Origin of the sequence: Kitasatospora sp. NPDC086801 (assembly GCF_044745805.1) — a bacterium.
Lineage (GTDB): Bacteria > Actinomycetota > Actinomycetes > Streptomycetales > Streptomycetaceae > Kitasatospora.
Map to the genome: position 1 here is coordinate 176,626 of NZ_JBIVAX010000002.1, position 26,538 is coordinate 203,163.

The 26,538-nt window shown below is 72.7% G+C and carries 24 protein-coding genes; 14 read left to right on the forward strand and 10 right to left on the reverse strand.

Going from position 1 to position 26,538, the window contains the following annotated elements; all coding sequences use genetic code 11:
- Positions 1-133 precede the first annotated feature (133 nt).
- On the forward strand, positions 134-1,300 hold the full coding sequence (locus ACIPLC_RS04165) for a DUF2637 domain-containing protein (protein ID WP_400470904.1): 1,167 nt from the start codon (positions 134-136) through the stop codon (positions 1,298-1,300).
- 99 nt (positions 1,301-1,399) lie between these two features.
- Here the strand turns inward: ACIPLC_RS04165 and ACIPLC_RS04170 are convergent, their stop codons facing one another.
- The 5 genes from ACIPLC_RS04170 to ACIPLC_RS04190 all read right to left on the reverse strand — a co-directional run bounded on the left by ACIPLC_RS04170 (position 1,400) and on the right by ACIPLC_RS04190 (position 5,422).
- Positions 1,400-2,494 carry a DUF475 domain-containing protein gene (locus tag ACIPLC_RS04170; RefSeq protein WP_400470906.1) on the reverse strand — a complete coding sequence of 365 codons (1,095 nt, stop codon included), beginning with the start codon at positions 2,492-2,494 and terminating at the stop codon, positions 1,400-1,402.
- Positions 2,495-2,651: 157 nt separating this feature from the next.
- Complete coding sequence (locus ACIPLC_RS04175) at positions 2,652-3,230, reverse strand: TerD family protein (protein ID WP_400470908.1); 579 nt, start codon at positions 3,228-3,230, stop codon at positions 2,652-2,654.
- A gap of 212 nt (positions 3,231-3,442) precedes the next feature.
- Positions 3,443-4,018 carry a TerD family protein gene (locus ACIPLC_RS04180; protein ID WP_400470910.1) on the reverse strand — a complete coding sequence of 192 codons (576 nt, stop codon included), beginning with the start codon at positions 4,016-4,018 and terminating at the stop codon, positions 3,443-3,445.
- Between the two features lie 196 nt (positions 4,019-4,214).
- The gene (locus tag ACIPLC_RS04185) at positions 4,215-4,673 is read right to left on the reverse strand and encodes a peroxiredoxin (RefSeq protein ID WP_400470912.1); all 459 of its coding nucleotides are present in this window, start codon (positions 4,671-4,673) and stop codon (positions 4,215-4,217) included.
- A 308-nt stretch (positions 4,674-4,981) separates the two neighbouring features.
- Entirely contained in the window at positions 4,982-5,422 is a 441-nt protein-coding gene (locus ACIPLC_RS04190; RefSeq protein ID WP_400470914.1) for a DUF3052 domain-containing protein, read from the reverse strand.
- Positions 5,423-5,939: 517 nt separating this feature from the next.
- On the opposite strand from ACIPLC_RS04190, the gene aceE reads away from it, so the two are divergent.
- Positions 5,940-8,690 (forward strand): pyruvate dehydrogenase (acetyl-transferring), homodimeric type, encoded by a 2,751-nt coding sequence (aceE, locus tag ACIPLC_RS04195; RefSeq protein ID WP_400470916.1) that lies wholly within the window; start codon positions 5,940-5,942, stop codon positions 8,688-8,690.
- Positions 8,691-8,880: 190 nt separating this feature from the next.
- Here the strand turns inward: aceE and ACIPLC_RS04200 are convergent, their stop codons facing one another.
- The gene (locus ACIPLC_RS04200) at positions 8,881-10,485 is read right to left on the reverse strand and encodes an MFS transporter (protein ID WP_400470918.1); all 1,605 of its coding nucleotides are present in this window, start codon (positions 10,483-10,485) and stop codon (positions 8,881-8,883) included.
- 215 nt (positions 10,486-10,700) lie between these two features.
- On the opposite strand from ACIPLC_RS04200, the gene ACIPLC_RS04205 reads away from it, so the two are divergent.
- The 7 genes from ACIPLC_RS04205 (at position 10,701) to ACIPLC_RS04235 (ending at position 17,950) form a co-directional block, all read left to right on the forward strand.
- Positions 10,701-11,390, forward strand: coding sequence for a TetR/AcrR family transcriptional regulator (locus tag ACIPLC_RS04205; protein WP_400470920.1), 690 nt, complete (start codon positions 10,701-10,703; stop codon positions 11,388-11,390).
- A 154-nt stretch (positions 11,391-11,544) separates the two neighbouring features.
- A complete protein-coding gene (locus tag ACIPLC_RS04210; protein ID WP_400470922.1) occupies positions 11,545-12,849 on the forward strand; it encodes a sensor histidine kinase in 1,305 nt (434 codons plus the stop codon).
- Complete coding sequence (locus ACIPLC_RS04215; RefSeq protein WP_063347446.1) at positions 12,846-13,520, forward strand: response regulator transcription factor; 675 nt, start codon at positions 12,846-12,848, stop codon at positions 13,518-13,520. Before ACIPLC_RS04210 ends, ACIPLC_RS04215 begins: the two co-directional genes overlap by 4 nt.
- A gap of 208 nt (positions 13,521-13,728) precedes the next feature.
- Positions 13,729-14,850 carry an alpha/beta hydrolase gene (locus tag ACIPLC_RS04220; protein WP_400470924.1) on the forward strand — a complete coding sequence of 374 codons (1,122 nt, stop codon included), beginning with the start codon at positions 13,729-13,731 and terminating at the stop codon, positions 14,848-14,850.
- Between the two features lie 39 nt (positions 14,851-14,889).
- On the forward strand, positions 14,890-16,119 hold the full coding sequence (locus tag ACIPLC_RS04225; protein ID WP_400470926.1) for an acyltransferase: 1,230 nt from the start codon (positions 14,890-14,892) through the stop codon (positions 16,117-16,119).
- A gap of 108 nt (positions 16,120-16,227) precedes the next feature.
- Positions 16,228-16,575, forward strand: coding sequence for an MmcQ/YjbR family DNA-binding protein (locus ACIPLC_RS04230; protein ID WP_400470928.1), 348 nt, complete (start codon positions 16,228-16,230; stop codon positions 16,573-16,575).
- Positions 16,576-16,735: 160 nt separating this feature from the next.
- Positions 16,736-17,950 carry an alpha/beta hydrolase gene (locus ACIPLC_RS04235; RefSeq protein WP_400470930.1) on the forward strand — a complete coding sequence of 405 codons (1,215 nt, stop codon included), beginning with the start codon at positions 16,736-16,738 and terminating at the stop codon, positions 17,948-17,950.
- A 25-nt stretch (positions 17,951-17,975) separates the two neighbouring features.
- Here ACIPLC_RS04235 and ACIPLC_RS04240 read toward each other — a convergent pair whose 3' ends face one another.
- Positions 17,976-18,971: a helix-turn-helix transcriptional regulator gene (locus ACIPLC_RS04240; protein WP_400470932.1), complete on the reverse strand. Its 996-nt coding sequence runs from the start codon at positions 18,969-18,971 to the stop codon at positions 17,976-17,978.
- A gap of 101 nt (positions 18,972-19,072) precedes the next feature.
- Between ACIPLC_RS04240 and ACIPLC_RS04245 the strand changes: the two genes are divergently transcribed.
- Positions 19,073-19,651, forward strand: coding sequence for a TIGR03086 family metal-binding protein (locus ACIPLC_RS04245; RefSeq protein ID WP_400470933.1), 579 nt, complete (start codon positions 19,073-19,075; stop codon positions 19,649-19,651).
- 55 nt (positions 19,652-19,706) lie between these two features.
- On the opposite strand, the gene ACIPLC_RS04250 is transcribed toward ACIPLC_RS04245, so the two are convergent.
- Both ACIPLC_RS04250 and ACIPLC_RS04255 read right to left on the reverse strand, forming a co-directional pair.
- On the reverse strand, positions 19,707-20,720 hold the full coding sequence (locus tag ACIPLC_RS04250) for an aldo/keto reductase (protein WP_400470935.1): 1,014 nt from the start codon (positions 20,718-20,720) through the stop codon (positions 19,707-19,709).
- A gap of 71 nt (positions 20,721-20,791) precedes the next feature.
- Complete coding sequence (locus ACIPLC_RS04255; RefSeq protein WP_400470937.1) at positions 20,792-21,268, reverse strand: MerR family transcriptional regulator; 477 nt, start codon at positions 21,266-21,268, stop codon at positions 20,792-20,794.
- Positions 21,269-21,390: 122 nt separating this feature from the next.
- On the opposite strand from ACIPLC_RS04255, the gene ACIPLC_RS04260 reads away from it, so the two are divergent.
- Positions 21,391-22,224 (forward strand): serine hydrolase domain-containing protein, encoded by an 834-nt coding sequence (locus ACIPLC_RS04260; RefSeq protein ID WP_400470939.1) that lies wholly within the window; start codon positions 21,391-21,393, stop codon positions 22,222-22,224.
- Between the two features lie 27 nt (positions 22,225-22,251).
- On the opposite strand, the gene ACIPLC_RS04265 is transcribed toward ACIPLC_RS04260, so the two are convergent.
- Entirely contained in the window at positions 22,252-23,028 is a 777-nt protein-coding gene (locus tag ACIPLC_RS04265) for a pirin family protein (protein ID WP_400470941.1), read from the reverse strand.
- Positions 23,029-23,235: 207 nt separating this feature from the next.
- On the opposite strand from ACIPLC_RS04265, the gene ACIPLC_RS04270 reads away from it, so the two are divergent.
- From ACIPLC_RS04270 to ACIPLC_RS04280, 3 genes are all read left to right on the forward strand, one after another.
- The gene (locus ACIPLC_RS04270; protein WP_400471239.1) at positions 23,236-24,432 is read left to right on the forward strand and encodes a PucR family transcriptional regulator; all 1,197 of its coding nucleotides are present in this window, start codon (positions 23,236-23,238) and stop codon (positions 24,430-24,432) included.
- 90 nt (positions 24,433-24,522) lie between these two features.
- Entirely contained in the window at positions 24,523-25,473 is a 951-nt protein-coding gene (locus ACIPLC_RS04275) for an ACP S-malonyltransferase (protein WP_400470943.1), read from the forward strand.
- On the forward strand, positions 25,470-26,501 hold the full coding sequence (locus ACIPLC_RS04280; RefSeq protein WP_400470945.1) for a beta-ketoacyl-ACP synthase III: 1,032 nt from the start codon (positions 25,470-25,472) through the stop codon (positions 26,499-26,501). Before ACIPLC_RS04275 ends, ACIPLC_RS04280 begins: the two co-directional genes overlap by 4 nt.
- Positions 26,502-26,538 lie beyond the last annotated feature (37 nt).

Sequence of the window (26,538 nt, forward strand, 5' to 3'; positions counted from 1 at the left end):
ACCCCTGCGCGGGTGCGGCGGGTGCGCCGTGCGGCGACGAACGAATCGTCAAGCGGTCCCCGAACACCGGAAGCTGACCGCCTGTGTCGCCCTGTGAACCCGTCCCCTGCGGAAACCCGAGGCCCGACCCGCAATGAACCTGACCTCCATACAGCTGGTCTGGACCGTCATCGGCGGCGCAGCCCTGCTGTTCGTCGCCATCCTGCTGGCGACGCTGCGCTTCAAGAGCACGAAGAAGGAAGAGGCCGGCGACTCCTGGGAGCGCAGCGAGGAGCGTCGGCGGCGCAAGGAGATGATCTACGGCATCTCCTCCTACACGCTGCTGTTCTGCTGCGCCGGTGTCGCGGCCGCGCTGTCCTTCCACGGCCTGGTGGGCTTCGGCAAGGAGAACCTGGGGCTGTCCGGCGGCTGGGAGTACCTCGTCCCGTTCGGGCTGGACGGCGCCGCGATGTTCTGCTCGGTGCTCGCCGTGCGCGAGGCCAGCCACGGTGACGCCGCGCTCGGTTCCCGTCTGCTGGTCTGGGTGTTCGCGATCGCCTCGGCCTGGTTCAACTGGGTGCACGCCCCGCGCGGCGTGTCGCACGACGGCGCCCCGCAGTTCTTCTCCGGCATGTCGATCTCGGCGGCGATCCTGTTCGACCGCGCGCTGAAGCAGACCCGCAAGGCCGCGCTGCGCGAGCAGGGGCTCGTGCCGCGCCCGCTGCCGCAGATCCGGATCGTCCGCTGGCTGCGCGCCCCGCGCGAGACCTACGCGGCCTGGTCGCTGATGCTGCTGGAGAACGTCCGCAGCCTGGACGAGGCGGTCGAGGAGGTGCGCGAGGAGCGCCAGGCGAAGCTGGACGCCAAGGCGCGGGCCCGAACGGCCGACCGCCGCGAGCGGGCCGAGCTGAAGGCCATCTCCCGTCAGGGCGGCATGCTCGCCCGGGCCCGCGGCGGCCGCCAGGTGCCCGCGCTCACGGCTGCCGGCGACGGCCAGACCGCTACGGAGCCTGCCCTAGCCGCCGAGTCGGACACCTCCTCCTACCAGGCCGCCTCGGGCCCGCTGGAGCCGGCCGCGCTGGACGCCGGCCGCCGCCCGCGCGCCGCCGTCGGCTCGTCGTACGCGCCGTCCTCCTCGGCGTCATCCTCGGCGTCCTCCTCGTCCTCGTCCTACTCGTCGTCCTCGTCCGCCGGATCGGCCTCGGGCTCGTCCTACCGCGGCTCGACCATCGACCTCACGGCCGACGACGACACCCTGTCGATGCCCAAGCTGGACTCGCTGGAGCGCAAGCTGCGCGCGATCGAGCAGCAGCTCGGCTGAGCGGGCTCACCCCGACGCTCACCGCGACGCGGAACGGCCGCCCCCGGATCCCCGGAGGCGGCCGTTCCGCGTGCCCGGCGGCTGTTCACCGCTCCTCGGCTACTTGCCGCTGCCCACCAGTTCCGGTTCGTCCTCCGCGCCCTCGCGCCGGTTGCGCAGGATCGACGAACCGAGCGCCAGCCCGATGAAGGCGACGCCGATCAGGCCGGTGACGATCTCCGGGATGTGGTACTTGATCCCGACCAGCAGGATCACCGAGAGCGCGCCGATCGCGTAGTGCGCGCCGTGCTCCAGGTAGACGTAGTCGTCCAGGGTGCCCTTGCGGACCAGGAAGACGGTCAGCGAGCGGATGTACATCGCGCCGATGCCCAGGCCCAGGGTGATCTGGAAGATGTCGTTGGAGATGGCGAACGCGCCGACCACGCCGTCGAAGGAGAACGAGGCGTCCAGGACCTCCAGGTAGAGGAAGAGGAAGAACGCGGCCTTGCCGCCGACCTGGAGGATCGACTTGCCGGACTTCTCGGCCTCCTCCTCGCGCTCGGCGTCCTCCTCCAGGCCCGATTCGAAGATCGAGGAGAGGCCGCCGACCACGAGGTAGGTGATCAGGCCGAGGACACCGGCGAGCAGAACGGTTTCAGCGTGCTCCCCGGCGAAGAAGTTGGAGGCCAGCACCAGCACGACGAGCGCGACGACACTGGAGAAGGCGTCCAGCTTGCCGACCTTCTCCAGCGGGCGCTCGATCCAGGCCAGCCAGTTGTGCTCCTTCTCGTCGAACACGAAGTCGAGGAAGATCATGAGCAGGAAGACGCCGCCGAAGGCCGCGATGGCGGGGTTGGCCGCCTCCAGGTACTGGCCGTAGGTCAGGCCGTCGTACGTCTTGTCGGAGTGCAGCGCGAGGTCGATGACCGTCGTGGGGTTGAGCTTCGCGGTGAGGCCGACCACCAGCAGCGGGAAGACCAGCCGCATACCGAAGACGGCGATGAGCACGCCGACGGTCAGGAAGATCTTCTGCCAGTACGGGTTCATCCGCTTCAACACCGTGGCGTTGACCACCGCGTTGTCGAACGACAGGGAGATCTCCAGGATGGAGAGGATCAGCACGATGCCGAATCCTTGGGCCCCCCAGAGCAGTCCGGCCGCGATCAGGCCGAGGACGGTGATCGCGAACGACCAGCCGAAAGTGCGGAGGAACACGGGACTTGGTTACCTTTCGGGTTTCAGGCCGTGCCGGGGGCGGCCTCGTCCCGAGACGCCCTGACCGGGCCCGGCCCGGTCAGGTCACCCCCGCACTGCCCTCTGTTCTCATGATCGTAGATTGAGTGCGATTGTTCTGATTTTCGCCTCTTCGCCCTTACTGTACGTTTACGCCGAAATCGAGGGCGATGCCACGCAGGCCGGAGGCGTACCCCTGGCCCACCGCGCGGAACTTCCACTCGCCCGCGTAGCGGTACAGCTCGCCGAAGATCATCGCGGTCTCGCTGGACGCGTCCTCGGACAGGTCGTAGCGGGCGATCTCCTGGCCGTCGAGGGAGTTGACGACCCGGATGTAGGCGTTGCGGACCTGCCCGAAGTTCTGCAGCCGCGCCTCGGCGTCGTAGATCGACACCGCGAAGACCACCTTGTCCGCCTGCGCCGGCACCAGCTCCAGGTTGACCAGGACCACCTCGTCGTCGCCGTCCTCCTCGCCGCCGGTGAGGTTGTCACCGGTGTGCTCGACCGAGCCCTCGGGGCTCTTGAGGTTGTTGTAGAAGACGAAGTACTCGTCACCGAGCACCCGGCCGCCACCACAGATCAGGGCGCTCGCGTCGAGGTCGAACGGTGCGCCCGTGGTCGAACGGGCGGACCAGCCGAGGCCGATCTGGACCTGTGTCAGGTTCGGCGCGGCCTTGGTGAGCGAGACGTTCCCGCCCTTGGCGAGCGTGACCACCATGACTGTTCTTCCTCCCTTGCCTTCTCCCGGGGCGCGCCTACAAGGTGTAGTCCCCCGCGGCCCGGGCCGGCCCCGTTTGGCCGGCTGAACTTCCTGAACTCACATCCTCGCAGCGCACGGAGCCGGCACGAAGCCGGGGCGGCCCCGGACCTCTGCAGGTCCGGGGCCGCCCCGTACAAGGCTCCCGCGCCGGGCGACCGGCCGTCGTCCGGTCAGACGTTTACGCCGAAGTCCTGGGCAATGCCGCGCAGGCCGGAGGCGTAGCCCTGGCCGATGGCCCGGAACTTCCACTCGGGGCCGTTGCGGTACAGCTCGCCGAAGACCATCGCGGTCTCGGTGGAGGCGTCCTCGGAGAGGTCGTAGCGGGCCAGCTCCGTGTTGTCGGCCTGGTTCAGCACGCGGATGAACGCGTTGCGCACCTGGCCGAAGTTCTGCCCGCGGTTCTCGGCGTCGTAGATCGAGACCGGGAAGACGATCTTCTGCACGTCCGCCGGGACGCCGGCCAGGTTGACCTTGATCGCCTCGTCGTCGCCCTCGCCCTCGCCGGTGCGGTTGTCACCGGTGTGCTCGACGGAGCCGTCCGCGCTCTTCAGGTTGTTGAAGAAGACGAAGTTCCCGTCCGAGGCGACCTTGCCCTGCTCGTTGCAGAGCAGCGCGCTGGCGTCCAGGTCGAAGTCCGTCCCGGTGGTGGTCCGGACGTCCCAGCCCAGGCCGACGACCACGGCCGAAAGCCCGGGGGCCTCCTTGGTGAGCGAGACATTGCCGCCCTTGCTCAGGCTGACACCCACTTGTCCTCCAAGAATCGGGAGGCACGCCCTGGTGCCCCCGTGGTGCGGTTCGAGGCGCCGGCCGGCGAGCGGCTCACGTGCCCACCCGGCCAACGGACCGAGCGTAGTGCGCGGTTCCCGTCCAGACGTGCGAACGGGCCCGGCGCGGCTGTTCGGAGTTCGCCGGACCGGGCCCGCGGCACCGCTGCGGAGGGCCTCAGAGCGCGCCGAGGGCCTTCAGGTACTCCTGCTCGTCCCGGGCGTCCGGGAGGTCGTTGACGACGCTCCAGCGCACCGTGCCCGCCGTGTCGATCACGAAGGTGCCGCGCACGGGGCAGCCCTTCCGCTCGTCGAGGACGCCGTAGGCGCGGGCGACCTCGCCGTGCGGCCAGAAGTCGGCGAGCAGCGGGAACTCCAGGCCCTCCCGGTCGGCGAAGACGCGCTGGGAGAACTGCGAGTCGCAGGAGACGCCGAGCACCTGGACCCGGTCGTTCTGCAGCTGCGGCAGCTCCCGCTGGATGGCGCCGAGCTCGCCGGTGCAGACGCCGGTGAAGGCGAACGGGTAGAAGACCAGGACGACGTTCCGCTCGCCCCGGAAGTCGGAGAGGCGGACCGGTTCGCCGTGCTGGTTGTTGAGCTCGAAGTCCGGAGCCTCGGTGCCGACCTCGATGGCCATGGACGTGACCTTTCTGACGCGACCGCGCCGCGCGGGCGGCGCGGCCAGCGCCATCCTCGCATCCGTTCGGGCACGTTCCGCCGAACGGATGAGGGCGGCGCCCGCGCGCTCCACCTCTTTCGCCCTGGGCGAACGCGCTTCCGGGCCGCCTTCGGGACGAACGCGACCCTGGTGAACACGCTCCGTGACGACGCGGGCGGCCCGCACCACCCCGGCTCCGGACCCCGGAAACGGCCGGGCTCCGGAAACGACCGGGCCCCGCTGGAGGGATCCTCCAGCGGGGCCCGGTGCGGGGCCTCAGGGCCCGCTCAGCGCTTGCCGCCCGGCTTGGCCGTGGACTTGGTGGCGAGCCGGGTGGCCGCCCAGTCCTTGGCGATCGCGATCGAGCTGGTCTGGGAGAGACCGGCGGTGCGGGCCGCGTCCGCGATGTCGGACGCCTCGATGTGGCCGTCCCGCCCGGTCTTGGGCGTCAGGAGCCAGATCAGACCGCCCTCGGCCAGGTACTCCAGGGCGTCGACGAGGGAGTCGGTGAGGTCTCCGTCGTCGTCGCGGTGCCACAGCAGGACGGCGTCGGCGACGTCGTCGTAGTCCTCGTCGACGAGATCCGTCCCGGTGAGCTCCTCGATGCCTTCGCGGAGATCCTGGTCAGTGTCGTCGTCGTACCCCAGCTCCTGGATGATCTGGCCCGCTTCGAAGCTGAGACGGGTCGCCGGGTTGGACTTGTCCGCGGGGTCCGCGGTCGCGCTCACGGGAATAACCTCCAGTATTCGGCCCGGCGTCCATGCCGAGGCTGTGGCCGTAGTCCACACGGGCGCGGCGGTTCGCGCAAGTACCCGACCCCCGATCCCCCCCAAAGGTTGACGTGCCACAGCGGGGACACGCCGTTCGACGTGTCGGGAATCACACCGATTTGCCCTTCTCTGCGTAGGACAAGGATGCTTCGGGTGGTCCCGGCCCACAGGCCGTACGCATGCCCGAGATGCGAACGGCATTCTGGTCCGCGCGTGCGCGGGCGTAGAGTCTCCTGTTGGCCCTCACCCCGGCCGCCCGCCATCGGGCGGACGGGACACCAGGTCGGACCACCTCTGTACGTAGCACCCGGGGGTGTGCGGGGCGGGCGAAGTCGCCCGGACCGCGCACCGCCAGACCGTCCCGCCCACCAGGCGGAACGGTTACCGATCGGTAGAGATGACGGATCTCCGAGCGCGGTAGCACGATGGAGGCGGCGCGACACACCTCAGTTTCGACCGACAGTGAAGGAACAGCGTGGCTTCCGGATCCGATCGCAACCCGATCATCATTGGCGGCCTTCCGAGTCAGGTCCCGGACTTCGATCCCGAGGAGACCGCGGAATGGCTGGAGTCGCTTGACGCGGCCATCGACGAGCGGGGGCGCGAGCGCGCCCGCTACCTGATGCTCCGCCTGATCGAGCGCGCCCGCGAGAAGCGTGTCGCCGTGCCCGAGATGCGCAGCACGGACTACGTCAACACCATCGCGACCAAGGACGAGCCGTTCTTCCCCGGCAACGAGGAGATCGAGCGCAAGATCCTCAACGCGACCCGCTGGAACGCGGCCGTGATGGTCTCCCGGGCGCAGCGCCCGGGCATCGGCGTGGGCGGGCACATCGCCACCTTCGCCTCCTCCGCGTCGCTGTACGACGTCGGCTTCAACTACTTCTTCCGCGGCAAGGACGCCGAGGGCGAGTCCGGCGACCAGATCTTCTTCCAGGGCCACGCCTCCCCCGGCATCTACGCCCGCGCGTTCCTGCTGGACCGACTGTCCGAGCGGCAGCTCGACGCGTTCCGCCAGGAGAAGTCGAAGGCCCCGTACGGCCTGTCCAGCTACCCGCACCCGCGGCTGATGCCGGACTTCTGGGAGTTCCCGACCGTGTCCATGGGCCTCGGCCCGCTCGGCGCGATCTACCAGGCCCGAATGAACCGCTACCTGGAGCACCGCGGCATCAAGGACACCTCCGACTCGCACGTCTACGCCTTCCTCGGCGACGGCGAGATGGACGAGCCGGAGTCGCTGGGCCAGCTGTCGCTGGCCTCGCGCGAGGGCCTCGACAACCTGACCTTCGTGGTCAACTGCAACCTGCAGCGCCTGGACGGCCCGGTCCGCGGCAACGGCAAGATCATCCAGGAGCTGGAGTCCCAGTTCCGGGGCGCCGGCTGGAACGTGATCAAGCTGGTCTGGGACCGCAGCTGGGACCCGCTGCTCGCGCAGGACCGCGACGGCGTCCTGGTCAACAAGCTGAACACCACGGTGGACGGCCAGTTCCAGACCTACGCCACCGAGACCGGCCAGTACATCCGCGAGCACTTCTTCGGCAGCGACCTGCGCCTGCGCAAGATGGTCGAGAGCATGACCGACCAGCAGGTCCAGCACCTGGGTCGCGGCGGCCACGACCACAAGAAGATCTACGCGGCGTTCAAGGCGGCCCGCGAGCACAAGGGCCAGCCGACGGTCATCCTCGCCCAGACGGTCAAGGGCTGGACGCTCGGCCCCAACTTCGAGGGCCGCAACGCCACCCACCAGATGAAGAAGCTGACGGTCGAGGACCTGAAGCGCTTCCGCGACCGGCTGCACCTGCCGATCACCGACAAGCAGCTCGACGAGGGCTACCCGCCCTACTACCACCCGGGCCGCGACTCGGAAGAGATCCAGTACATGCACGACCGCCGCAGCGAGCTGGGCGGCTACGTGCCGACCCGCAAGGTGCGCCCGCGTCAGCTGGAACTGCCCGGCGACGACGCGTACAAGGCGGTCAAGAAGGGCTCCGGCAACCAGACCATCGCCACCACCATGGCGTTCGTCCGGGTGCTCAAGGACCTCATGCGGGACAAGGGCATCGGCAACCGCTTCGTGCCGATCGCGCCCGACGAGTACCGCACCTTCGGCATGGACTCGCTCTTCCCGTCGGCGAAGATCTACAACCCGCTCGGCCAGACCTACGAGTCGGTCGACCGCGACCTGCTGCTGGCCTACAAGGAGTCGCCGACCGGCCAGATGCTGCACGACGGCATCTCCGAGGCCGGCTGCACCGCCTCGCTGATCGCCGCCGGCTCCTCCTACGCCACCCACGGCGAGCCGCTGATCCCGGTGTACGTCTTCTACTCGATGTTCGGGTTCCAGCGCACCGGCGACCAGTTCTGGCAGATGGCCGACCAGCTGGCCCGCGGCTTCGTGATCGGCGCCACCGCCGGCCGCACCACGCTGACCGGCGAGGGCCTGCAGCACGCCGACGGCCACTCGCAGCTGCTGGCCTCGACCAACCCCGGCGTCGTCGCGTACGACCCGGCGTACGGCTTCGAGATCGCGCACATCGTCCAGGACGGGCTGCGGCGGATGTACGGCACCAGTGCCGAGCACCCGCACGGCGAGGACGTGTTCTACTACATGACCGTCTACAACGAGCCGATCAAGATGCCGGCCGAGCCCGAGAACGTGGACGTCGAGGGCATCCTCAAGGGTCTGCACAAGTACGCGCCGGGCGCCGCCGGCCAGATCCCGGCCCAGATCCTCGCCTCCGGCGTGGCCGTGCCGTGGGCCCTGGAGGCCCAGCGCATCCTCGCCGAGGAGTGGAACGTCAAGGCCGACGTCTGGTCCGCGACCTCCTGGAACGAGCTGCGCCGCGACGCGGTGGAGGCCGAGGAGTTCAACCTGCTGCACCCCGAGGAGCAGCAGCGCGTGCCGTACGTCACCCAGAAGCTCCAGGGTGCCGAGGGCCCGGTCGTCGCCGTGTCCGACTGGATGCGCGCGGTGCCGGACCAGATCTCCCGCTGGGTGCCCGGTCAGTACCAGTCGCTGGGCGCCGACGGGTTCGGCTTCGCCGACACCCGTGGTGCGGCCCGTCGCTTCTTCCACATCGACGCGCAGTCGGTCGTCCTGGCGGTGCTCACCGAGCTCGCCAAGCAGGGCAAGATCGACCGCAGCGCGCTGAAGGACGCGATCGACCGCTACCAGCTGCTCGACGTGGCCGCGGCCGACCCGGGTGCCGCCGGCGGCGACGCCTGATCACCCGCTAGACCCTGAAGGGCCGGGCCTCCGACCACGGAGGTCCGGCCCTTCGGCGTTCCCGGGTGCACCCGAGCGGGTCCCGCTGGTCCCACCGGCCCGCGGCGGCGGATGACGGCACGCAGCGGCCCCGGACTCCATCGAGTCCGGGGCCGCTGGTCGTCGGCCGTCGGCCGTCGGCCGCGCGGGATCAGATGTGGACGGCCGGGCCCGCGTCGACCGCGCCGCGGCGGGTGAGCAGGCCGAGCAGGGCGGCACCGAAGGCCACCACGGCGGCGACCGCGAAGGCGAGCGACATGCCGCTGACGAAGGAGTCGTGCACGGCGCCGGCCATCGCGTCCACCGCCTGCTGCGGGGTGCCGGCCGGGGCCGGCGGGGCGATGCCGAGCTGCGCGGCCTGGTTGAGGCCCTCCGCCCCCGCGCCCTGGACCGGCGGCAGGCCGGCCTTGGCCCAGTTGCCGGGCAGCACGTCGGTGACCTTGGCGGCCATCAGCGCGCCGAGCACCGCGGTGCCGAGGCTCCCGCCGACCTGCATCGCGGCCTGCTGGAGGCCGCCGGCCACACCGGACAGCTCCAGCGGGGCGTTGCCGACGATCACCTCGGTGGCGCCGACCATGACCGGGCTGATGCCGAGGCCCATCAGGACGAACCAGAGCGACATCACGCCGGTGCCGGAGCCCGCGTCCAGGGTGGACATGCCGAACATCGCGGCGGTGGTGATCAGCATGCCGGCCACGATCGGGATCCGCGGGCCGAGCTTGCCGATCGCGATGCCCGCCACCGGCGAGCCGATGATCATCATGCCGGTCATCGGCAGCAGGTGGACGCCGGCCGACACCGGCGACATCCCGTGCACGTTCTGGAGGTAGAAGGTCACGAAGAAGATCGCGCCGAAGAACGCGAAGGCCATCAGCACCATCAGCAGGGTGCCCGCCGACAGCGGCACCGAACGGAACAGGCTGAGCGGGATCAGCGGCTCCTTCGCCCGGGCCTGCCAGAACGCGAAGAGCACCATCAGGACCACCGCGCCGCCCAGGAACAGCAGCGTACGGGCGTCGCCCCAGCCCCACTCGGGGGCCTTGATGATGCCGAAGACCAGCGCGAACATCGCCACCGAGAGCAGCACGATCCCGGGCAGGTCGAAGGACTTGGCGGCCTTCTCGGCCCGTACGTCCTTGAGGATCCACAGGCCGAGGCCGAGCGCGATCAGGCCGACCGGGATGTTGATGAAGAAGACCGACTCCCAGTTGACGTGCTCGACCAGCAGGCCGCCGACGATCGGGCCGGCCGCGGTGGAGGCGCCGATCACGCCGCCCCAGATGCCGATCGCCATGTTGAGCTTCTCGGCGGGGAAGGCGCCGCGCAGCAGGCCGAGCGCGGCCGGCTGGAGCAGCGCGCCGAACAGGCCCTGGAGCACCCGGAAGGCGATCACGGTCTGGATGTTGCCGGCGAAGCCGATCGCGGCCGAGGTGACGGCGAAGCCGACCGCGCCGACCAGGAAGGTGTTCTTGTGGCCGAACCGGTCGCCGATCTTGCCGGCCGTGATCAGGAAGACCGCCAGGGCCAGCAGGTAGCCGCTGGTCACCCACTGGATCTCGGAGGGCGCCGCCTTCAGGTCCGCCTGGATGACCGGGTTGGCGATGGCGACGATCGTGCCGTCCAGGGCGACCATCATCACGCCGACCGCGACGGTCAGCAGGGTCAGCCAGGGGTGGCCCTTGAGACCGCCCCCGCCCGGTGGCGTGCGCTGCGGCGGGACGTCCGCCTTGGCGTTCTTGACGACGGACTGGCTCATCTGGGGCCCTCCGGGGGCGTGGCAGAGAACGGAACGTGGGCGTGGCGCCGCGGCCCACCCGTCCCCACGAGTGCCCGGCCGGCGAACGCCACTTCCGGCAGATTATGTCAGCCACTGACATTCGGCAAACACTGACTTCTGACCCTGGCTGACATTTGTCAGAGCGCTAAGGTTGGGCTCCTCACCCCGCCCGCACGCGCTCGGAAGGCCCCGCCATGGCCGCTCGCACCCCCACCCCCACCGCCGCCCCGGTCACCCCCGAACGGCTGCCAGGGCTGCGCGAGCGCAAGAAGCAGCAGACCAGGGACGCCCTCGTCCAGGCCGCCCACGTGCTCTTCCTCGGCCAGGGCTTCGCCGGCACCACCGTCGACGAGATCGCCTCCGCCGTCGAGGTCTCCCAGCGCACCTTCTTCCGCTACTTCGCCAACAAGGACGAGGTTGCGCTCGCCGTGATGGCCGACGCCGAGGACTACTTCATCGAGTGCCTGTGCCGCCGCCCGGCCCACGAGTCCCCGCTCCAGGCCCTGCGCGCCGCGATCGTCCAGTCCTGGCGCGAACTCGGCGCCGAACAGCGCACCGGCCCCCGCTCGATCACCACCGCCCTGGAACTGATGCGGATGATCGAGGAGACCCCCACCCTGCTCGCCACCCACCTGCGCCGGGTCACCGAACAGGAACGGGTGGTCGTCCGGGTGCTCGCCGAGCGCGAGGGCCTCGACCCGGCCGAGGACCTGCGCCCCAGCGTGCTCGCCGCCGTCTTCGGCAGCGTGCTGCGCGCCGCCCACCTGTCCTGGACCCCCGACCAGGAGCCCGCCGGGCCCGAGGGCATGGTCGCCGTCATCGAGCGCCACTTCGACCAGCTCGGCCCGGCCCTGGCCGGCCACTGGCGCACCGGCCCGAGGTAGCACCGGCCCGCCGTAGTACCGCGGGCACCGCTCCCGGCCCCGCAACGGTGCCGCCCGCCGTAGCACCCGGGTATCACCCCCTACCCCGGTAGCACTCCGATGTTCGACCCCAGTGCGACGACGGGCGGACGGCACCCTCCTAGGCTGGCCCGCGATGAACACGATCACCACGACCGAAGTCCGCGCGCAGACACTCCGGCTGCTCCGCTCGCTCCGGCACCACCTCACCACCCCGACCGGCGGGTACGCCCCGCTGCTCGGGGACTCGCCCCGGGCGTGGCTGCGGCGGCTGCCGTACGTCGTCGCGCTGATCATGCAGGCCTCGCTGATCCCCACCGGGATCGTCGCCCTGGTCGACTTCTACGGCGTCGCCGTGCCCATCGCCGGCGCGCTCACCGTCGCCCAGACCGCGCCGCTGCTGCTCGCCATCACCCGGCCGCTGGCCGCCTGGTGGATCAGCGCGGCCGCCCTCGTCACCACGGCCTCCATCACCGCCCGGCACCACCAGTTCGGCGGCACCTGGCCGTGGACGGCGCCGATGATCCTGGCGTACGTCTTCCTGCTGATCGCGCTCGCGCTGCGGGAGAGCCGGTCCACCCTGATCGCGGTCTGGATCGCCACGATCCTGCTCACCCTCCTCACCACCACGCTCGGCTTCCCGCACGCCGACGACGGCACCACCATGCTGCTGGTCGCCCTCGGCGGCGCCGCCCTGCTGCTCGGCTGGGCCGTCCGGGACCGCGCCGAGGCCCGCCGGCTGCTCGCCGAACAGGAGCACATCAGCGAGGCCGAACGCGAGCGGCGCACCCTGCTGGAGGAGCGCGCCCGGATCGCGCGGGAACTGCACGACGTGGTGGCCCACCACATGTCGGTGATCGCCGTGCAGGCGGCCAGCGCGCCGTACCGGATCACCGGCGTACCGGCCGAGGCCACCGAGGAGTTCACCGCCATCGCCGGCACCGCCCGCGAGTCGCTGGCCGAGATGCGCCGGCTGCTGGGCGTGCTGCGCAGCGAGGAGTCCGCCGCCGAGAAGGTGCCGCAGCCCGGCATCGAGCAGCTGCCGCAGCTGATCGAGACGGTGGGGCGGGCCGGGGTCCCGGCCGAGCTCACGGTGGATCCGGGGCTGGCCGAGGCGGTACCGAAGGCGGTCGGCCTGTCCGCGTACCGGATCGTGCAGGAGGCGCTGGCCAACGTGGTGCGCCACGCGCCCGGTTCGCGGGCCCGGATCTCCCTGGTCGACGAGGGCCCCACCCTGCTGCTGACCGTGGTGAACACGCCCCCGCCGCAGCACACCGAGTCGTTGGAGGCCTCCATGGAGGGCACCGGGCAGGGACTGATCGGAATGCGGGAACGCGCCCGGCTGGTCGGTGGCAGGCTGGAGACCGGCCCGATGCCGGACGGCGGCTACAAGGTCGCCGCCGTCCTGCCCCTCGAAAACCCCCGGGAGAAGCCCGCATGACCATCCGCGTGATCATCGTCGACGACCAGGCCATGGTGCGGGCCGGCTTCGCCGCCCTGCTCAACGCCCAGAGCGACATCGACGTGGTGGGGGACGCGGCGGACGGCGCGCAGGCCCTGGAGGTGAGCGGCCGCACCCACCCGGACCTGGTGCTGATGGACGTCCGGATGCCCGTCATGGACGGCCTGGAGGCCGCCCGTCGGCTGCTCGACCCGGCCGTACCCGGCGCGCACCGGCCCAAGGTGATGATGCTGACCACCTTCGACGTGGACGACTACGTGTACGAGGCGCTGCGCGCCGGGGCCAGCGGCTTCCTGCTCAAGGACGCCCCGCCGGCCGACCTGATCTCCGCGGTCCGGGTGGTCTCGGCCGGCGAGGCGCTGCTCGCCCCCTCGGTGACCCGTCGGCTGATCGAGGACTTCGCCCGCAACCGGCCGGCCCGGCGGCGCGACCCCAAACTGCGGCTCAACGGCCTGACCCCGCGCGAGACCGAGGTGCTGGAGCTGATCGCCCGCGGCCTGTCCAACCAGGAGATCGCCGGCCGGCTGGTCCTGGCCGAACAGACCGTCAAGACCCACATCGGGCGCATCCTCGCCAAGCTCGACCTGCGCGACCGCGCCCAGGCCGTCGTCCTCGCCTACGAGTCCGGCCTCGTGACGCCGGGCCAGTGACGCCGGTTCAATGACGCCGGGCCAGTGACGCCAGGTCAGTGACCCCGGCGGCTCCACCCGGGCGGCACCCCCCGCGGTACCCCGAGCGACACCCCGAGTAGTACCCCGGTAGCACCCGGGAGTTGGCCCCGCGGTGTGACGTCCGCGGGGCCGTCGCATTTCTACCTTCCTCTCCGTCGAAGTCGAACGGACAAGGGAGGGGCCGGACATGGGGAAGTTTCGGGTCAGGAGAGCGATCGCGGCCAGCACGGTGGTGCTGGCCGCGGTGCTCGGTCTCGGCGGCTTCTCCGCGGAAGCCCAACAGGCCGTCACCGGCCCACCGCCGGGCAGCGCCGCCTGGGTGACCGACACCGCGCTCGGCGTCCGCCTGCCCGACCCGGCCACCGCCACCCCGGCCGAAGTCGCCGCGTTCTTCGCCGGGTTGACGCCCTCGCAGCAGGACGCGCTGGCCGTCCGGCACCCGCTGGTGGTCGGCAACCTGGACGGCACCCCGGTCCAACTCCGGTACCGGGCCAACACGTTGGCCCTCACGGCCGAGCGCAGTCGCGAACTCGCCCGGGCCACCGACCCGGCGCTCACCCCGCAGGACCACGAGCAGGCCCGCGACCGCGCCGAGCGCTACCGCGCCCTGCTGGACGGCGACCGCCGGATCCTCGTCTTCGACCCGCGCGGCCGCGGCGAGGTCGCCGAGGTCTTCGGCGACCTCGCCACCGCCCGCCACACCGCCGTCGTCGTCCCCGGCTCGGACAACGACCTGGAGAACTTCGACCGCTCCCCGGGCTCGTACGGCACCCCCGCCGGCATGGCCCGCTCGCTCCACCAGGCCACCGACCGGCAGACCGCCGTGATCGCCTGGGCCGGCTACACCACCCCGGTCGGGATCGGCCTGGACGCCGCCACCGAGGACCTCGCCCGGGCCGGGGCCAAGCGGCTCACCCGGCTGCTCGACGGACTCGCCGTCAGCACCCGCCCGCAGGCCCCCGCCACGGTGTTCTGCCACAGCTACGGCTCGGTGGTCTGCGGGCTGGCCCGCCCCGGGCCCGACCAGGCGTCCGGCGTGGTCGTCCTCGGCTCGCCCGGGATGGGCGTCGGCTCGGCCGCCGACCTCGACCCACGCGTCCCGCTCTGGGCCACCGCCCGCAACGACTCCGACTGGATCGGCCGGGTCCCCTACGTCTCGGTGCTCGGCCTCGGCCACGGCGCCGACCCGACCGCACCCGGCTTCGGCGCCCACCCGCTGCCCGCCACCGGATCCGAGGGCCACGCCGGCTACTTCGCCCCCGGCACCGCCTCGCTCACCGCCTTCGCCGCCATCGCACTCGGCCGCTGACCGCCGACCGCTGACCTCCTCACCGAAAGGAGCACCGCCATGGCCCACCCGCTGACCGCCCTGCGCCGCGCCGCCCACCAGGTCGACGCCCGCACCCCCGAGACCCGCGACCGCGCCCTGGACGGGCTGCGCGCCCTCGCCCTGCTCGCCGTGCCGGTCGGGCACTGGCTGCTCGGCGGCTTCACGCTCTCCGCCGACGGCGCCCTGCACAACGCGAGCCCGCTCTCCTCGCTCGGCGGCCTCGCCCCGATCAGCTGGGTGCTCCAGATGCTCGGGGTGTTCTTCCTGGTCGGCGGCCACTCCTCGGTCCGGTCGCTGGAGCGGGCCCGGACCAAGGGCGTGACGTACCTGGGCTGGCTGCGCGGCCGGTCGGTGCGGCTGCTGCGCCCGGTGCTGGGGGTGACGGCCGTCTGGGCGCTGCTGATCGCACTGCTGCCCGCGCTCGGCGTCCCCGGGGACACCGTGCGGACCGGCGCGACGCTGGTGGTGCAGCCGCTCTGGTACATCGCGGTCTACCTGGGGCTGACCGCGCTCACCCCGCTGTGCGTGGCGGCCGGGCGCCGGCTGGGCGGCTGGTCGGCGGGCGTCCTGGTGGCCGCCGTCGCCGCGGTCGACCTGCTGCGGTACGGGCCGTGGGCGGAGGCGGTGCCGTCCTGGGTCGGGCTGCTGAACATCCTGCCGGGCTGGCTGTTCGGCTACCAGCTGGGCGTGCTGTGGGCGCAGGGCCGGCTGGGCCGCCCGGTGGCCCGGGTGCTGCTGGTCGGCGGCGGCGCGCTGTTCGCCACGCTGCTGCTGGCGTTCCACTACCCGGCCAGCATGGTCGGGGTGCCCGGGATGGAGCGGACCAACTCGCACCCGCCGTCCCTGCTGGTGCTGGCCCTGGCGGCGACGCAGTGCGGCGCCGCGGTGCTGCTGCGGGAGCGGCTGGGCCGGCTGCTGACCCGCCGTCCGCTGCTGTGGCTGCCGGTGGTGGTGGTCAACCTCTCGGCGATGACGATCTTCTGCTGGCACCAGAGCGCGATGCTCGCGGTCGCGGTGCCCGGCGCGGCGGGCCTGGGTGCCGTGCCGGGGCTGACCACCGCGCCGGACTCGCTCGGCTGGGTGGCCGCCCGGCTCGCGCTGCTTCCGCTGTTCGGAGCCGTGCTGGTGGCGATCGGGTGGTTCACCCGACGGTTCGACGGGCCGTGGACGGCCTTCTCCCGGGCCGGGAAGGCGCTGGCCGCGGCGGGTGCGGCGCTGTTCGCCGCGTACGCGCTGGGCATGGTGTGACCTGCGCCGGAGGGTGATGCTCGGAGGGGCGCGGACCGATCGGTCCGCGCCCCTCCGAGCCCCCTGCCCGGGCCGCGCGCTGTCGGCCCCCTGCCCTACGCTGCGGGCATGGTGACGTTCGAGGAGTTCCGCGCGATGGCGCTCGCCCTGCCGGAGGCCGCACAGGAGCCGACCTGGGAGATCGAGACCCTGCGGATCCGCGGCCGGATCTTCGCGATGGGCGCGCCCGGGGGCCGGTCCGTCACCGTCAAGGCCTCCCCCGAGGACCAGACCGAACTGCTCGCCGCCGAGCCCGAGGTGTTCTCCAGCGCGCCGTACGTCGGGCGGCACGGCTGGGTGAGCGTCCGGCTGGACCTGGTCGATCCGGAGGAACTGCGCGACCTCGTCGTCGAGGCCTGGCGGCGCACGGCGCCCAAGCGGATGGTGCGGGAATTCGACGTGCGGGCCACTCTGTGACGCTGAAACGACACCGCCGGTTCATGTGATCCATCCCACAGTTTGGGCGGGCGCGTCACCTCCCGGGGCACCCTACGCTTGCGCAGGGAAGTAGGCAGTCTTATCGCACCCTCCGGGCACCGCCCGAGAAACGGTGACGGGCCCTAAGGGAGTTGGTGCGGTGCGCAACCGTCGGCGCTGGAAGCGGGTACTGATCGGGGCGTTCGCGGGCTGTGCCGTGCTCGCCGACGCCGGCGCCGCGGCGGCCCAGGCGGCCGCCTCCACCGAGCAGCTGGCGATCTCCACACCCCCGGCCGGCAGCGCCGCCTGGGTCCAGGACCACACCTTCGGCCGCACCCTGCCCGACCCGGCCACCACCAGCCCGGCCGCCGCCGCCGCGTTCTTCGCCTCGCTCGCCCCCACCGAGCTGGACCGGCTGATCCAGGACTACCCGCTGGTCGTCGGCAACTTCGACGGCGCCCCGCTGGACCTGCGCTACCGCGCCAACAAGATCGCGCTGGCCGCCGAACGCGACCGCGCCCGGGCCCGCGCCGCCGACCACAAGCTCGACGCCGACGACCGCGAGCTGGCCGTCTCCCGCGCCAACGACGTCGAGCACCTGCTCAGCCCCGACCGGCAGATCCTCGCCTTCGACCCGCGCGGCCGCGGCCTGATCAGCGAGGTGTGGGGCGACCTCGCCGACGCCGAGCGGATCTCCGTCGTCGTCCCCGGCTCGGACGCCGACCTCGGCCACTTCGACCAGGCCGCCGAACCGCTGCGCTCCCCGGCCGGCATGGCCCGCGCCCTCTACGCCGAGGAGCAGCACCAGGCGCCGAACACCCGCACCGCGGTGATCGCCTGGACCGGCTACGTCACCCCGTCCGGCCTCGGCCCGGACGCCGTCACCTCCCGGCTCGCCGACGTCGGCGCGCCCCGGCTGCAACGGCTGCTCGCCGGGCTCAAGGAGACCACCCGGCCGGACGCGCCCCCGGCACTGCTCTGCCACTCGTACGGCTCCGTGGTCTGCGGCAACGCCGCCCCCGAGATCCCGCGCGCGGCCGCCTCGCCCTCCGACACCTCCGGGATCACCGACCTGATGGTGTTCGGCAGCCCCGGCATGGGCGTGCAGAGCACCAGCGAACTGGGCACCGGCGTGCACGTCTGGGCCACCCGCAACCCCACCGACTGGATCGGCAACGTCCCGTACCTGGAGGTCGGCGGCCTCGGCCACGGCGCCGACCCGACCGCCGGCGGCTTCGGCGCCGAGCAGATCTCCTCGGCCCGCGCGGCCGGCCACAACGGCTACTTCACCGAGGGCACCGACAGTCTGCACAACTTCGCGGCGATCTCGCTCGGCCACTACCAGGACGTCGTCCGGCCCACCCCGAACCCCTAGCCGCCCGGCGAGACGCGGACGGGCCCTAGTCCCGGACGGGCTCCTGGTAGAGGCGCAGGGCGTCCGCCGCCGCCCGGGCCAGCTCGCGGCGGGCCGCGGGCGGGTTCAGCACCTCGGCGTCCGCACCGAAGGCGAGCAGTGAGCGGACGGCCGCCGGCGACGGGAAGACCATCGCCACCTCGACCCACTCCTCGGCCGGCCCGGCGCCCGCCTCCGGCGGCGGCGCGGTGACCCGGCCGCCGTGGATGCGGACGAACATGTCCAGCCGCCCGCGCCGCACCCGCACCCGGACCGGCAGTTCCTTCGGCAGCCGCTCCACCTGCTCGCGCAGCACCGCCCAGGCGTCCCCCAGCCCCACCCCGGGGCGCCGGCGCACCGCCTCGTCGGTGGTCTCGGCGGCCAGCACCCGGTCGGCCCGGAACAGCCGGGGCTCGCCGTGCAGATCGGCCACCAGGTACCAGACCGCGGCCTTGCTCACCAGCCCGTACGGATCGACGGTGTACTCCACCGGCGCGGGCGTGCCGCTGTGCCGGTAGCGCAGCCGCAGCCGCCGGTCGGCGAACACCGCGTACTGCAGCTCGCCCAGCTCGGGGCCGGCCGCGGCGCCGGCCGCCGGACCGCTCTGCAACCAGCGGGCCGGGTCGACCAGGATCCGCTCGGTGATCCGCTCGGCGGCCGGGCGGTGCGGGGCCGGCAGCGCGGCCATCACCTTGCGCAGCGCCGAGCCGAGCGCGCCGTCCAGCCCGAGGTCGCTGTGCGCGCCCTGGGCGGAGAGCACGAACAGCGCCCGGGCCTCGTCCGCGGTCAGTCCGGTGACGTCGGTGCGGTAACCGGGCAGCAGACTGATGCCGCCGTGCCGGCCGCGTTCGGTGAACACCGGCACGCCGGCGGCGGAGAGCGACTCCACATCGCGGTAGATGGTGCGGACGGACACCTCCAGGCGCCCGGCCAGTTCGGTGGCGGGCACCCGGCCGCGGGTCTGGAGCAGGAGCAGGATCGAGAGCAGGCGGTCGGCCTTCATGGCAGCAGAATCCCAGCAATCCTGACGGCGGTTGTCAGGTTTTACTGGGAGATTGCCGTTCGAGCCCGAAAGCCCGCACCACCTCTGGGAGCTGATTCCACGTGACCTCCGTCCAGGACGCCCGCCCGCAGTACCTGCTCGCCCTCGGCCAGTTGGAGAAGCTGTTCGCCGAGATCACCCCGGACGCCCTCGGCCGGCCCACTCCGTGCAGCGCGTTCACGCTGCGGGAGCTGCTGAGCCACGTGGTCGGCGGCGTCCACCGGTTCGCCTACCTCGGCGAGGGCGGCCGGGCCGAGGACGTCGCCCCGGCCACCGGGGACCTGGCGGACGACGCCTGGCCGGGCGCGCTGGACCGGGCCCGCGCCCGGGCCGTCGCGGCCTGGGCGGACGACGCCGCGCTGGACCGCCCGACCCACGCGCCCTGGGGCGTGGTGCCCGGCCGGATCGCAGTCGGCGGCTACCTGATGGAGGTGGTCGCGCACACCTGGGACATCGCCCGGGCGCTCGGCTCCGAGCAGCCGCTGGACGGCGCCCTGGCGCACGCCGCGCTGGCCGTCGCCGAGGCCGTCCTGTCGGCCGAGCGCCGCGGCGGGCCGGTCCCGTTCGCCGAGGTGCGGCCGGTCGCCCCGGACGCCGACGTGCACACCCGGCTGGCCGCCTGGCTCGGCCGGGAGGTCTGAGAAGGCACCCGGGACGGGAGGGGGAGCGGCCCGGGCGGCCGCTCCCCGGCCGCCGCTACTCCCGGCCGACCTGGGTGAGGCGCATGTCCGGGTAGCGGTCCCCGGCGACCTCGCCCGCCACCGGCTCCAGCCGGGCCAGTTCCTCGGCGGTGAGCCGCAGCGTGGCGGCCGCGGTGTTCTCGGCGAGCCGGCTGCGCTTGCGGGTGCCGGGGATCGGCACGACGGTGAGCCCGTGCACCTCGGCCCGCTGGTGCACCCAGGCCAGCGCGACCTGCGCGAGGGTCACCCCGCGGGCCGTCGCGATCTCCCGCAGCGGCGCCAGGAGTTCGGCGTTGGCCGCCGCGTTGGCGCCGGTGAAGCGCGGCTGGGTGCGCCGGACGTCGTCCGCCGCGAGCTGCTCGGCGGCCTGGAACGCCCCGGTCAGGAAGCCCCGGCCGAGCGGCGAGTACGGCACGAAGGCGACGCCCAGTTCGGCCGCGGCCGGCACCGCCGTGCGCTCGACGTCCCGGGCGAACACCGACCACTCGGACTGCAGCGCGGCGATCGGGTGGATCGCGTGCGCCTCCCGCAGTTCGGCGCCCGTCACCTCGGACAGTCCCAGTCGGCGCACCTTGCCGGCCCGGACCAGCTCGGCCATGGTGCCGACCGAGTCGGCCAGCGGCACGGCCGGGTCGCGGCGGTGCATGTAGTAGAGGTCGATCTCGTCCACCCCGAGGCGCCGCAACGAGGCGTCCACGGCAGCCCGGATGTACGCCGGGTCGTTGCGGATGCCGCGGTAGCTCGGGTCGTCCTCCCTGCGTTCGAGGGCGAACTTGGTGGCGAGCACCACCCGGTCGCGGTTGGCGCGGACGAAGGGGCCGATCAGCTCCTCGTTGCGGCCGAAGCCGTAGGCGTCGGCGGTGTCGAACAGGGTGACGCCGGCTTCCAGGGCGGCGTCCAGGGTGGCGAGCGCCTCGGGCCGGTCGGTCGGGCCGTAGAAGTCGCTCATGCCCATGCAGCCGAGGCCCTGGACGCCCACGAACGGGCCGTCGGTGCCGAGTTGGACGGTGGGGAGGACGGAGACGGTCATCGCTCTGCTTCTTCCTCTGCGTGCGGTGCACTCCGCTGCGGTGTACTCCGCGTGCGGCGTGCTGATGGTGGCTACTCGTGGCGGCAGACGGCCGGTTCGTCGGACGCGGCGATCCGGCCGGAGTACAGGTCGATCTTGTAGTCGAGGACGGCGAGGGTGGCCTGGAGGTCGGCGACCCGCTGGCGGACCTCCTCGCGCTGGTGGACCAGCAGTTGGCGCCGTGCCTCGTAGGTCCGCTCACCCTCGCGGGCCAGCTCCACGTAGCGGAGCATGTCGGCGATCGGCATGCCGGTCAGCCGCAGCCGGCCCAGGAAGGCCAGCCGGTGCAGGTCGGCGTCGCAGTAGCGGCGCTGGCCGCTGGCGGAGCGGTCGACCGGGTCGAGCAGGCCGATCCGCTCGTACCAGCGCAGGGTGTGGGCGGTGAGTCCGCTGGCCACGGCGACCTCGCTGATGGTGTGCCGCGGAGTCCGGTCCGGATCGCCGACCGGGCGGTGGTACACGTCGGCGCAGGTCCGCAGGTCGAGCTGGACGGGTGCGAGCGTGGCCATGATCGGTTACCCCCTGTGGTGAGCGGTGACGACGACGCTATCGAGTTGGAGTGCACTCCAAGCAAGCTTCCCACCCGGGTGCTCCCGCCACCCGTTTTCGGCCCTTCGTTAGAGTCGGGCGCATGGAGAGCTTGCGGATGATCGAGAACTGGCCGGTGCCCCACGCCGCGGCGGCGGTGGTCCGGGGGGCGGACGGCGCGGTGCTGGGCACGTACGGGCCGCAGCAGCACCTGTTCCCGCTGGCGTCGGTGACCAAGCTGCTCACCTCGTACGCGGTGCTGGTCGCGGTCGAGGAGGGCGTCTTCGAGCTGGACGACCCGGCCGGGCCGGCCGGCTCGACCGTCCGCCACCTGCTCGCGCACACCTCCGGCCTGGGCTTCGACGAGGACCGGGTGTTCGCCGAGCCCGGCAACCGCCGGCTGTACTCCAACGCGGGCTTCGACGCGCTGGCGCGGGCCCTGTCCGACGCCGCCGGGATCGAGTTCTCCCGGTACGTCGCCGAGGCGGTGTTCGAGCCGCTGGGCATGCACGACACCCTGCTGAACACCGCGCACAAGTCCCCGGCCGGCGCCGGCGGCCTGTCCACCCTCGCGGACCTGGTCCGGTTCGCCGCCGAACTGCAGTCCCCGAAGCTGCTGGACCCGTCCACCGTCCGGCGGGCCACCCGCGAGGTCGCCTTCCCGGGCACCAGCGGCGTGCTGCCCGGCTACGGCCACCGCCGCCCGAACGACTGGGGTCTCGGCTTCGAGATCCGCGACGGCAAGGCCCCGCACTGGACGGGCACCGCCAACTCGCCCGCCACCTTCGGCCACTTCGGCCAGTCCGGCACCTTCCTGTGGGTCGACCCGGAGGCCGGCGTGGCCTGCGTCGCGCTCGCCGACCGGGACTTCGGCCCGTGGGCCGCCGAGGTCTGGCCGGCCTTCTCGGACGCGGTCCTGGCCGAACTGAACAGCTGAACGACTCGAAGGCTGAAAGGACAGCCCCTAGCCGTACGAGACCGGCGAGTGCATCTCCCAGAGCAGGAGTTCGGCGCCGGTCTCGCCGGCCGTCGGGTCGGCGAAGGCGTCGCCGGTGATCCGCACGCTGTCGCCCGGGGCCATCGAGCGGCCGCCGCCCTTGGGCCCCGGGATCGTCCGGTAGCCGAGCGAGCCGGCGGTCAGGTGCGCGTACCGCCAGGCGGCCCCGGGCAGTGCGGGCAGTGGCTGCCACGGCCCCGCCGTCGCCAGCCAGAGCGCGGCGTCGCCGCGGCGCAGCCGCAGGGCGTCCGTCCCGGCGTCCCGCTCCAGCCCGGAGGCGAGCAGCGTCAACCCGCCGTCGGCCGGTTCCACCTTGCGCAGCCCGTACGCCGGGGGTGCGTCGAACACGTCCGGCTGGAGCCACATCTGGACGAAGCGGACCGGCCCGGCGGCCCCGCCGACGTTGCGCTCGGTGTGGGTGACGCCGGAGCCCGCGCCGAGGTGCTGGATCATCCCCGGGCGGACCACCCCGCCGTGCCCCTGGGAGTCCCGGTGCGCCAGCGCGCCCTCCAGCACCCAGGTGAGGATCTCGGTGTCGCGGTGCTTGTGCTCCTCGTACCCGGCGCCGGGGGCGAGGAGTTCCTCGTTGCACGCGAGCAGCGCGCCGAAGTGCGTGTTCTTCGGGTCGTAGTGGCCGGAGAAGGAGAACGCGTGTCGGGTCTCGACGCCCTCGGCCGGGGTGGAGAGGTAGCGCTCGGCGGTGCGGCGCAGGTCGGCGCGGGGGCGGGCGGCGTCGTCTGTCACGGGCCCCACGGTAGTGGGTGTGACCGGCACCACCGTGCCGCTGCACCGGGGGGTGTGCACGAGCAGTCACTCACGTGAGGCAGTCTTGTCCTTGTGCCAGCCGCTTCCGCGAACTCCAAGAGCGAACCCAGTCCCACAGCCGAGCCGACCGGGAAGAGCCCGGCCCCCAGGGCCGGCCGCGACCGCCCCGGCCGGGCGGCGCCCCGCCTGACCGCGCAGGAGCGCAGAGTCGCCGCCGAGCGGGCCGAGCGCCGGGCCGCGACGCTCAAGCGGCTGGAGAAGTCCTCGGGCAAGCTGGCCACCGCCGCGATCTCCCGGATGGACGACCAACTCGGCTGGTACCGGCGGATGCCGCCGGAGCACCGCTCCTGGATCGGCCTGGTCGCGCAGGCCGGTATCGCCGCCTTCACCGAGTGGTACCGCCACCCGGACGCCGCCCAGGCGATCTCCACGGACGTCTTCGGCACCGCCCCGCGCGAGCTGACCAGGGCGATCACGCTGCGCCAGACCGTCGAGCTGATCCGCACCACGATCGAGGTGATGGAGGAGGCCATCGAGGAGGTGGCCGCCCCCGGCGACGAGGCGGACATGCGCGAGTCGGTGCTGGTCTACGCCCGGGAGATCGCCTTCGCGACCGCCCAGGTGTACGCCCAGGCGGCCGAGGCCCGCGGCGCCTGGGACGCCCGGCTGGAGGCGCTGGTGGTCAACTCGCTGCTGTCCGGCGACGCGGACGAGGGCGTGCTGTCCCGGGCCGCGGCGCTCGGCTGGGGCCAGCCCAGCCAGGTCCGGGTGGTGATGGGCAGTGCCCCGGACGGCGACAGCGAGCTGGTGGTCGAGGCGATCCGCCGGGCCGCCCGGTACGCCAAGCTGCACGTACTGACCGGGGTGCTGGGCAAGCGCCTGGTGGTCGTGGTCGGCGGCGACAAGGAGCCGGTGCACGCGGCCCGGGCGCTGATCGGCCAGTTCGCCCCGGGCCCGGTGGTGGTCGGCCCGACCGTGCCGGACCTGCTCTCGGCGACCCGCTCGGCGCACGCCGCCGCGGCCGGCCTGCGCGCCTGCGCCGCCTGGCCGGACGCGCCCCGCCCGGTGCTGGCCGACGACCTGCTGCCCGAGCGGGCGCTGGCCGGCGACCAGGCCGCCCGCCGCCAGTTGGTGGAGGAGATCTACACACCGCTGGACGAAGCCGGCTCGGCGCTGCTGGAGACGCTGAGCGTCTACCTGGAGCAGGCCTCCTCGCTGGAGGGCGCCGCCCGGATGCTCTTCGTCCACCCCAACACGGTGCGCTACCGGCTACGACGTGTGACCGACGTCACGGGGTACGCCCCGTCCGACGTGCGTTCGGCGTTCACGCTGCGGATCGCACTCGCCCTCGGCCGACTCACCGCGGCCGGGGAGTCGAGCTGAACCGCCTGTAGGGACCTTACAATCCCGGATGGTTTTCTTCGTTACCGTCGCCTACCCGCCCCTGGGCGCCTGGCGAGAGAGGGTTGAACCGTGCTCGTAATCGTCGCCCCTGGACAGGGTGCCCAGTCCCCCGGTTTCCTCAGCCCCTGGCTGGAGCTGGACGGTGTCACCGACCGCCTGCGCGGCTGGTCGGAGGTCGCCGGGCTCGACCTGGTGCACGCCGGGACCGAGGCCTCCGCAGAGGAGATCAAGGACACCGCCGTCGCCCAGCCGCTGCTCGTCGCGGCCGGCCTGATGACCGCCCGTGAGCTGTTCCCGGACGAGGACGTCGCCCGCAAGCTGGTCGGCGCCGTGGCCGGCCACAGCGTCGGCGAGATCACCGCCGCCGCCGGCGCCGGGGTGCTGAGCGCGCACGACGCGCTGGCCTTCGTCCGCGAGCGCGGCCAGGCCATGGCCGCGGCCGCCGCCGTCACCGAGACCGGCATGATCGCCGTGCTCGGCGGCGACCCGGAGGTCGTCGCGGCGAAGCTGGCCGAGCACGGCCTGACCGCGGCCAACAACAACGGCGGCGGCCAGATCGTCGCCGCCGGCACGCTGGCCCAGCTGGAGACGCTGAAGGCGGACCCGCCGGCCGGCGCCAAGCTGGTCGCCCTCAAGGTGGCCGGCGCCTTCCACACCGAGCACATGGCCCCGGGTGTCGAGCGGCTGGCCGCGCTGGCCCCGACGCTGACCGTGGCCGACCCGCAGGTCCGCTACGTCTCCAACAAGGACGGCGAGGTCGTGGCCTCCGGCGCCGAGGTGCTCACCCGCCTGGTGTCGCAGGTCTCCAACCCGGTCCGCTGGGACCTCTGCATGGAGACCCTCGGGCAGCTGGGTGCGACCGCCGTCATCGAGCTGTCCCCCGCGGGCACCCTCACCGGACTGGTCAAGCGCAACCTCAAGGGTGTGGCGACGCTTGCCCTCAAGACCCCCGCCGACCTGGACAAGGCCCGCGCGCTCGTCGCGGAGCACGGCGGTCAGGATCAGGAGACCCAGGCATGACGAAGCCGCAGATCCGCCCGTCCGAGGGAGCGCAGTACGCGCGCATCCTCGGCGTGGGCGGCTACCGCCCGGTCCGGGTGATCCCCAACGCCGAGGTGCTGGAGTGGATCGACTCCTCGGACGAGTGGATCCGTACCCGCAGCGGGATCGCCGAGCGCCGCTGGGCCGGCCCGGAGGAGAGCGTCGCCGAGATGTCGGTGCAGGCCTCCGGCAAGGCCATCGCCCAGGCCGGGATCACCCCGGACCAGATCGGCGGCGTGATCGTCGCGACCGTCTCGCACCTCAAGCAGACCCCGGCGATCGCCACCGAGATCGCCGAGCGGCTCGGCTGCGGCACCGCCCCGGCCTTCGACATCTCGGCCGCCTGCGCCGGCTTCGGCTACGGCCTGGGCCTGGCCGACGGCATGATCCGCGGCGGCAGCGCCGAGTACGTGCTGGTGATCGGCGTCGAGCGGCTCAGCGACCTGACCGACCAGTCGGACCGCTCGACCGCGTTCATCTTCGGCGACGGCGCCGGCGCGGCGGTCGTCGGCCCGTCCGACACGCCCGGTATCGGCAAGCTGATCTGGGGCTCGGACGGCTCGCAGTCCGAGGTCATCTCGCAGACCCAGGCCTGGGACACCGCCTTCGCCAAGCCCGACGCCGTCAACGGCGTGGGCGAGGAGACCAAGTGGCCGGCCCTGCGGATGGACGGCCAGCCGGTCTTCCGCTGGGCGGTCTGGGAGATGGCCAAGGTGGCCCAGCAGGCGCTGGACGCCGCCGGGGTCACCGCCGACCAGCTCGGCGCGTTCATCCCGCACCAGGCCAACATGCGCATCACCGACGCCATGATCAAGGCGCTCAAGCTGCCCGACTCGGTGCCGGTCGCCCGCGACATCGCCGAGACCGGCAACACCTCCGCGGCCTCCATCCCGCTGGCGATGGAGCGCATGCTGGAGAGCGGCGAGGCCAGGAGCGGCGACCTCGCGCTGATCATCGGGTTCGGGGCGGGTCTCGTGTACGCCGCGGCAGTCGTTACGCTCCCCTAGGCGCGTTTCGCCCCACCCATTCCGCAAAGCCTGCGTC

What these genes read in the sequence shown, in the direction of transcription:
- ACIPLC_RS04240 (WP_400470932.1), bottom strand. Translation starts at nt 18,971, where the DNA reads ATGAAGGCCGACCGCCTGCTCTCGATCCTGCTCCTGCTCCAGACCCGC.
- ACIPLC_RS04280 (WP_400470945.1), top strand. Translation starts at nt 25,470, where the DNA reads ATGACGAAGCCGCAGATCCGCCCGTCCGAGGGAGCGCAGTACGCGCGC.
- ACIPLC_RS04205 (WP_400470920.1), top strand. Translation starts at nt 10,701, where the DNA reads ATGGCCGCTCGCACCCCCACCCCCACCGCCGCCCCGGTCACCCCCGAA.
- ACIPLC_RS04185 (WP_400470912.1), bottom strand. Translation starts at nt 4,673, where the DNA reads ATGGCCATCGAGGTCGGCACCGAGGCTCCGGACTTCGAGCTCAACAAC.
- ACIPLC_RS04165 (WP_400470904.1), top strand. Translation starts at nt 134, where the DNA reads ATGAACCTGACCTCCATACAGCTGGTCTGGACCGTCATCGGCGGCGCA.
- ACIPLC_RS04255 (WP_400470937.1), bottom strand. Translation starts at nt 21,268, where the DNA reads ATGGCCACGCTCGCACCCGTCCAGCTCGACCTGCGGACCTGCGCCGAC.
- ACIPLC_RS04260 (WP_400470939.1), top strand. Translation starts at nt 21,391, where the DNA reads ATGGAGAGCTTGCGGATGATCGAGAACTGGCCGGTGCCCCACGCCGCG.
- ACIPLC_RS04175 (WP_400470908.1), bottom strand. Translation starts at nt 3,230, where the DNA reads ATGGTGGTCACGCTCGCCAAGGGCGGGAACGTCTCGCTCACCAAGGCC.
- ACIPLC_RS04230 (WP_400470928.1), top strand. Translation starts at nt 16,228, where the DNA reads ATGGTGACGTTCGAGGAGTTCCGCGCGATGGCGCTCGCCCTGCCGGAG.
- ACIPLC_RS04225 (WP_400470926.1), top strand. Translation starts at nt 14,890, where the DNA reads ATGGCCCACCCGCTGACCGCCCTGCGCCGCGCCGCCCACCAGGTCGAC.
- ACIPLC_RS04210 (WP_400470922.1), top strand. Translation starts at nt 11,545, where the DNA reads ATGAACACGATCACCACGACCGAAGTCCGCGCGCAGACACTCCGGCTG.
- ACIPLC_RS04250 (WP_400470935.1), bottom strand. Translation starts at nt 20,720, where the DNA reads ATGACCGTCTCCGTCCTCCCCACCGTCCAACTCGGCACCGACGGCCCG.
- ACIPLC_RS04220 (WP_400470924.1), top strand. Translation starts at nt 13,729, where the DNA reads ATGGGGAAGTTTCGGGTCAGGAGAGCGATCGCGGCCAGCACGGTGGTG.
- ACIPLC_RS04200 (WP_400470918.1), bottom strand. Translation starts at nt 10,485, where the DNA reads ATGAGCCAGTCCGTCGTCAAGAACGCCAAGGCGGACGTCCCGCCGCAG.
- ACIPLC_RS04215 (WP_063347446.1), top strand. Translation starts at nt 12,846, where the DNA reads ATGACCATCCGCGTGATCATCGTCGACGACCAGGCCATGGTGCGGGCC.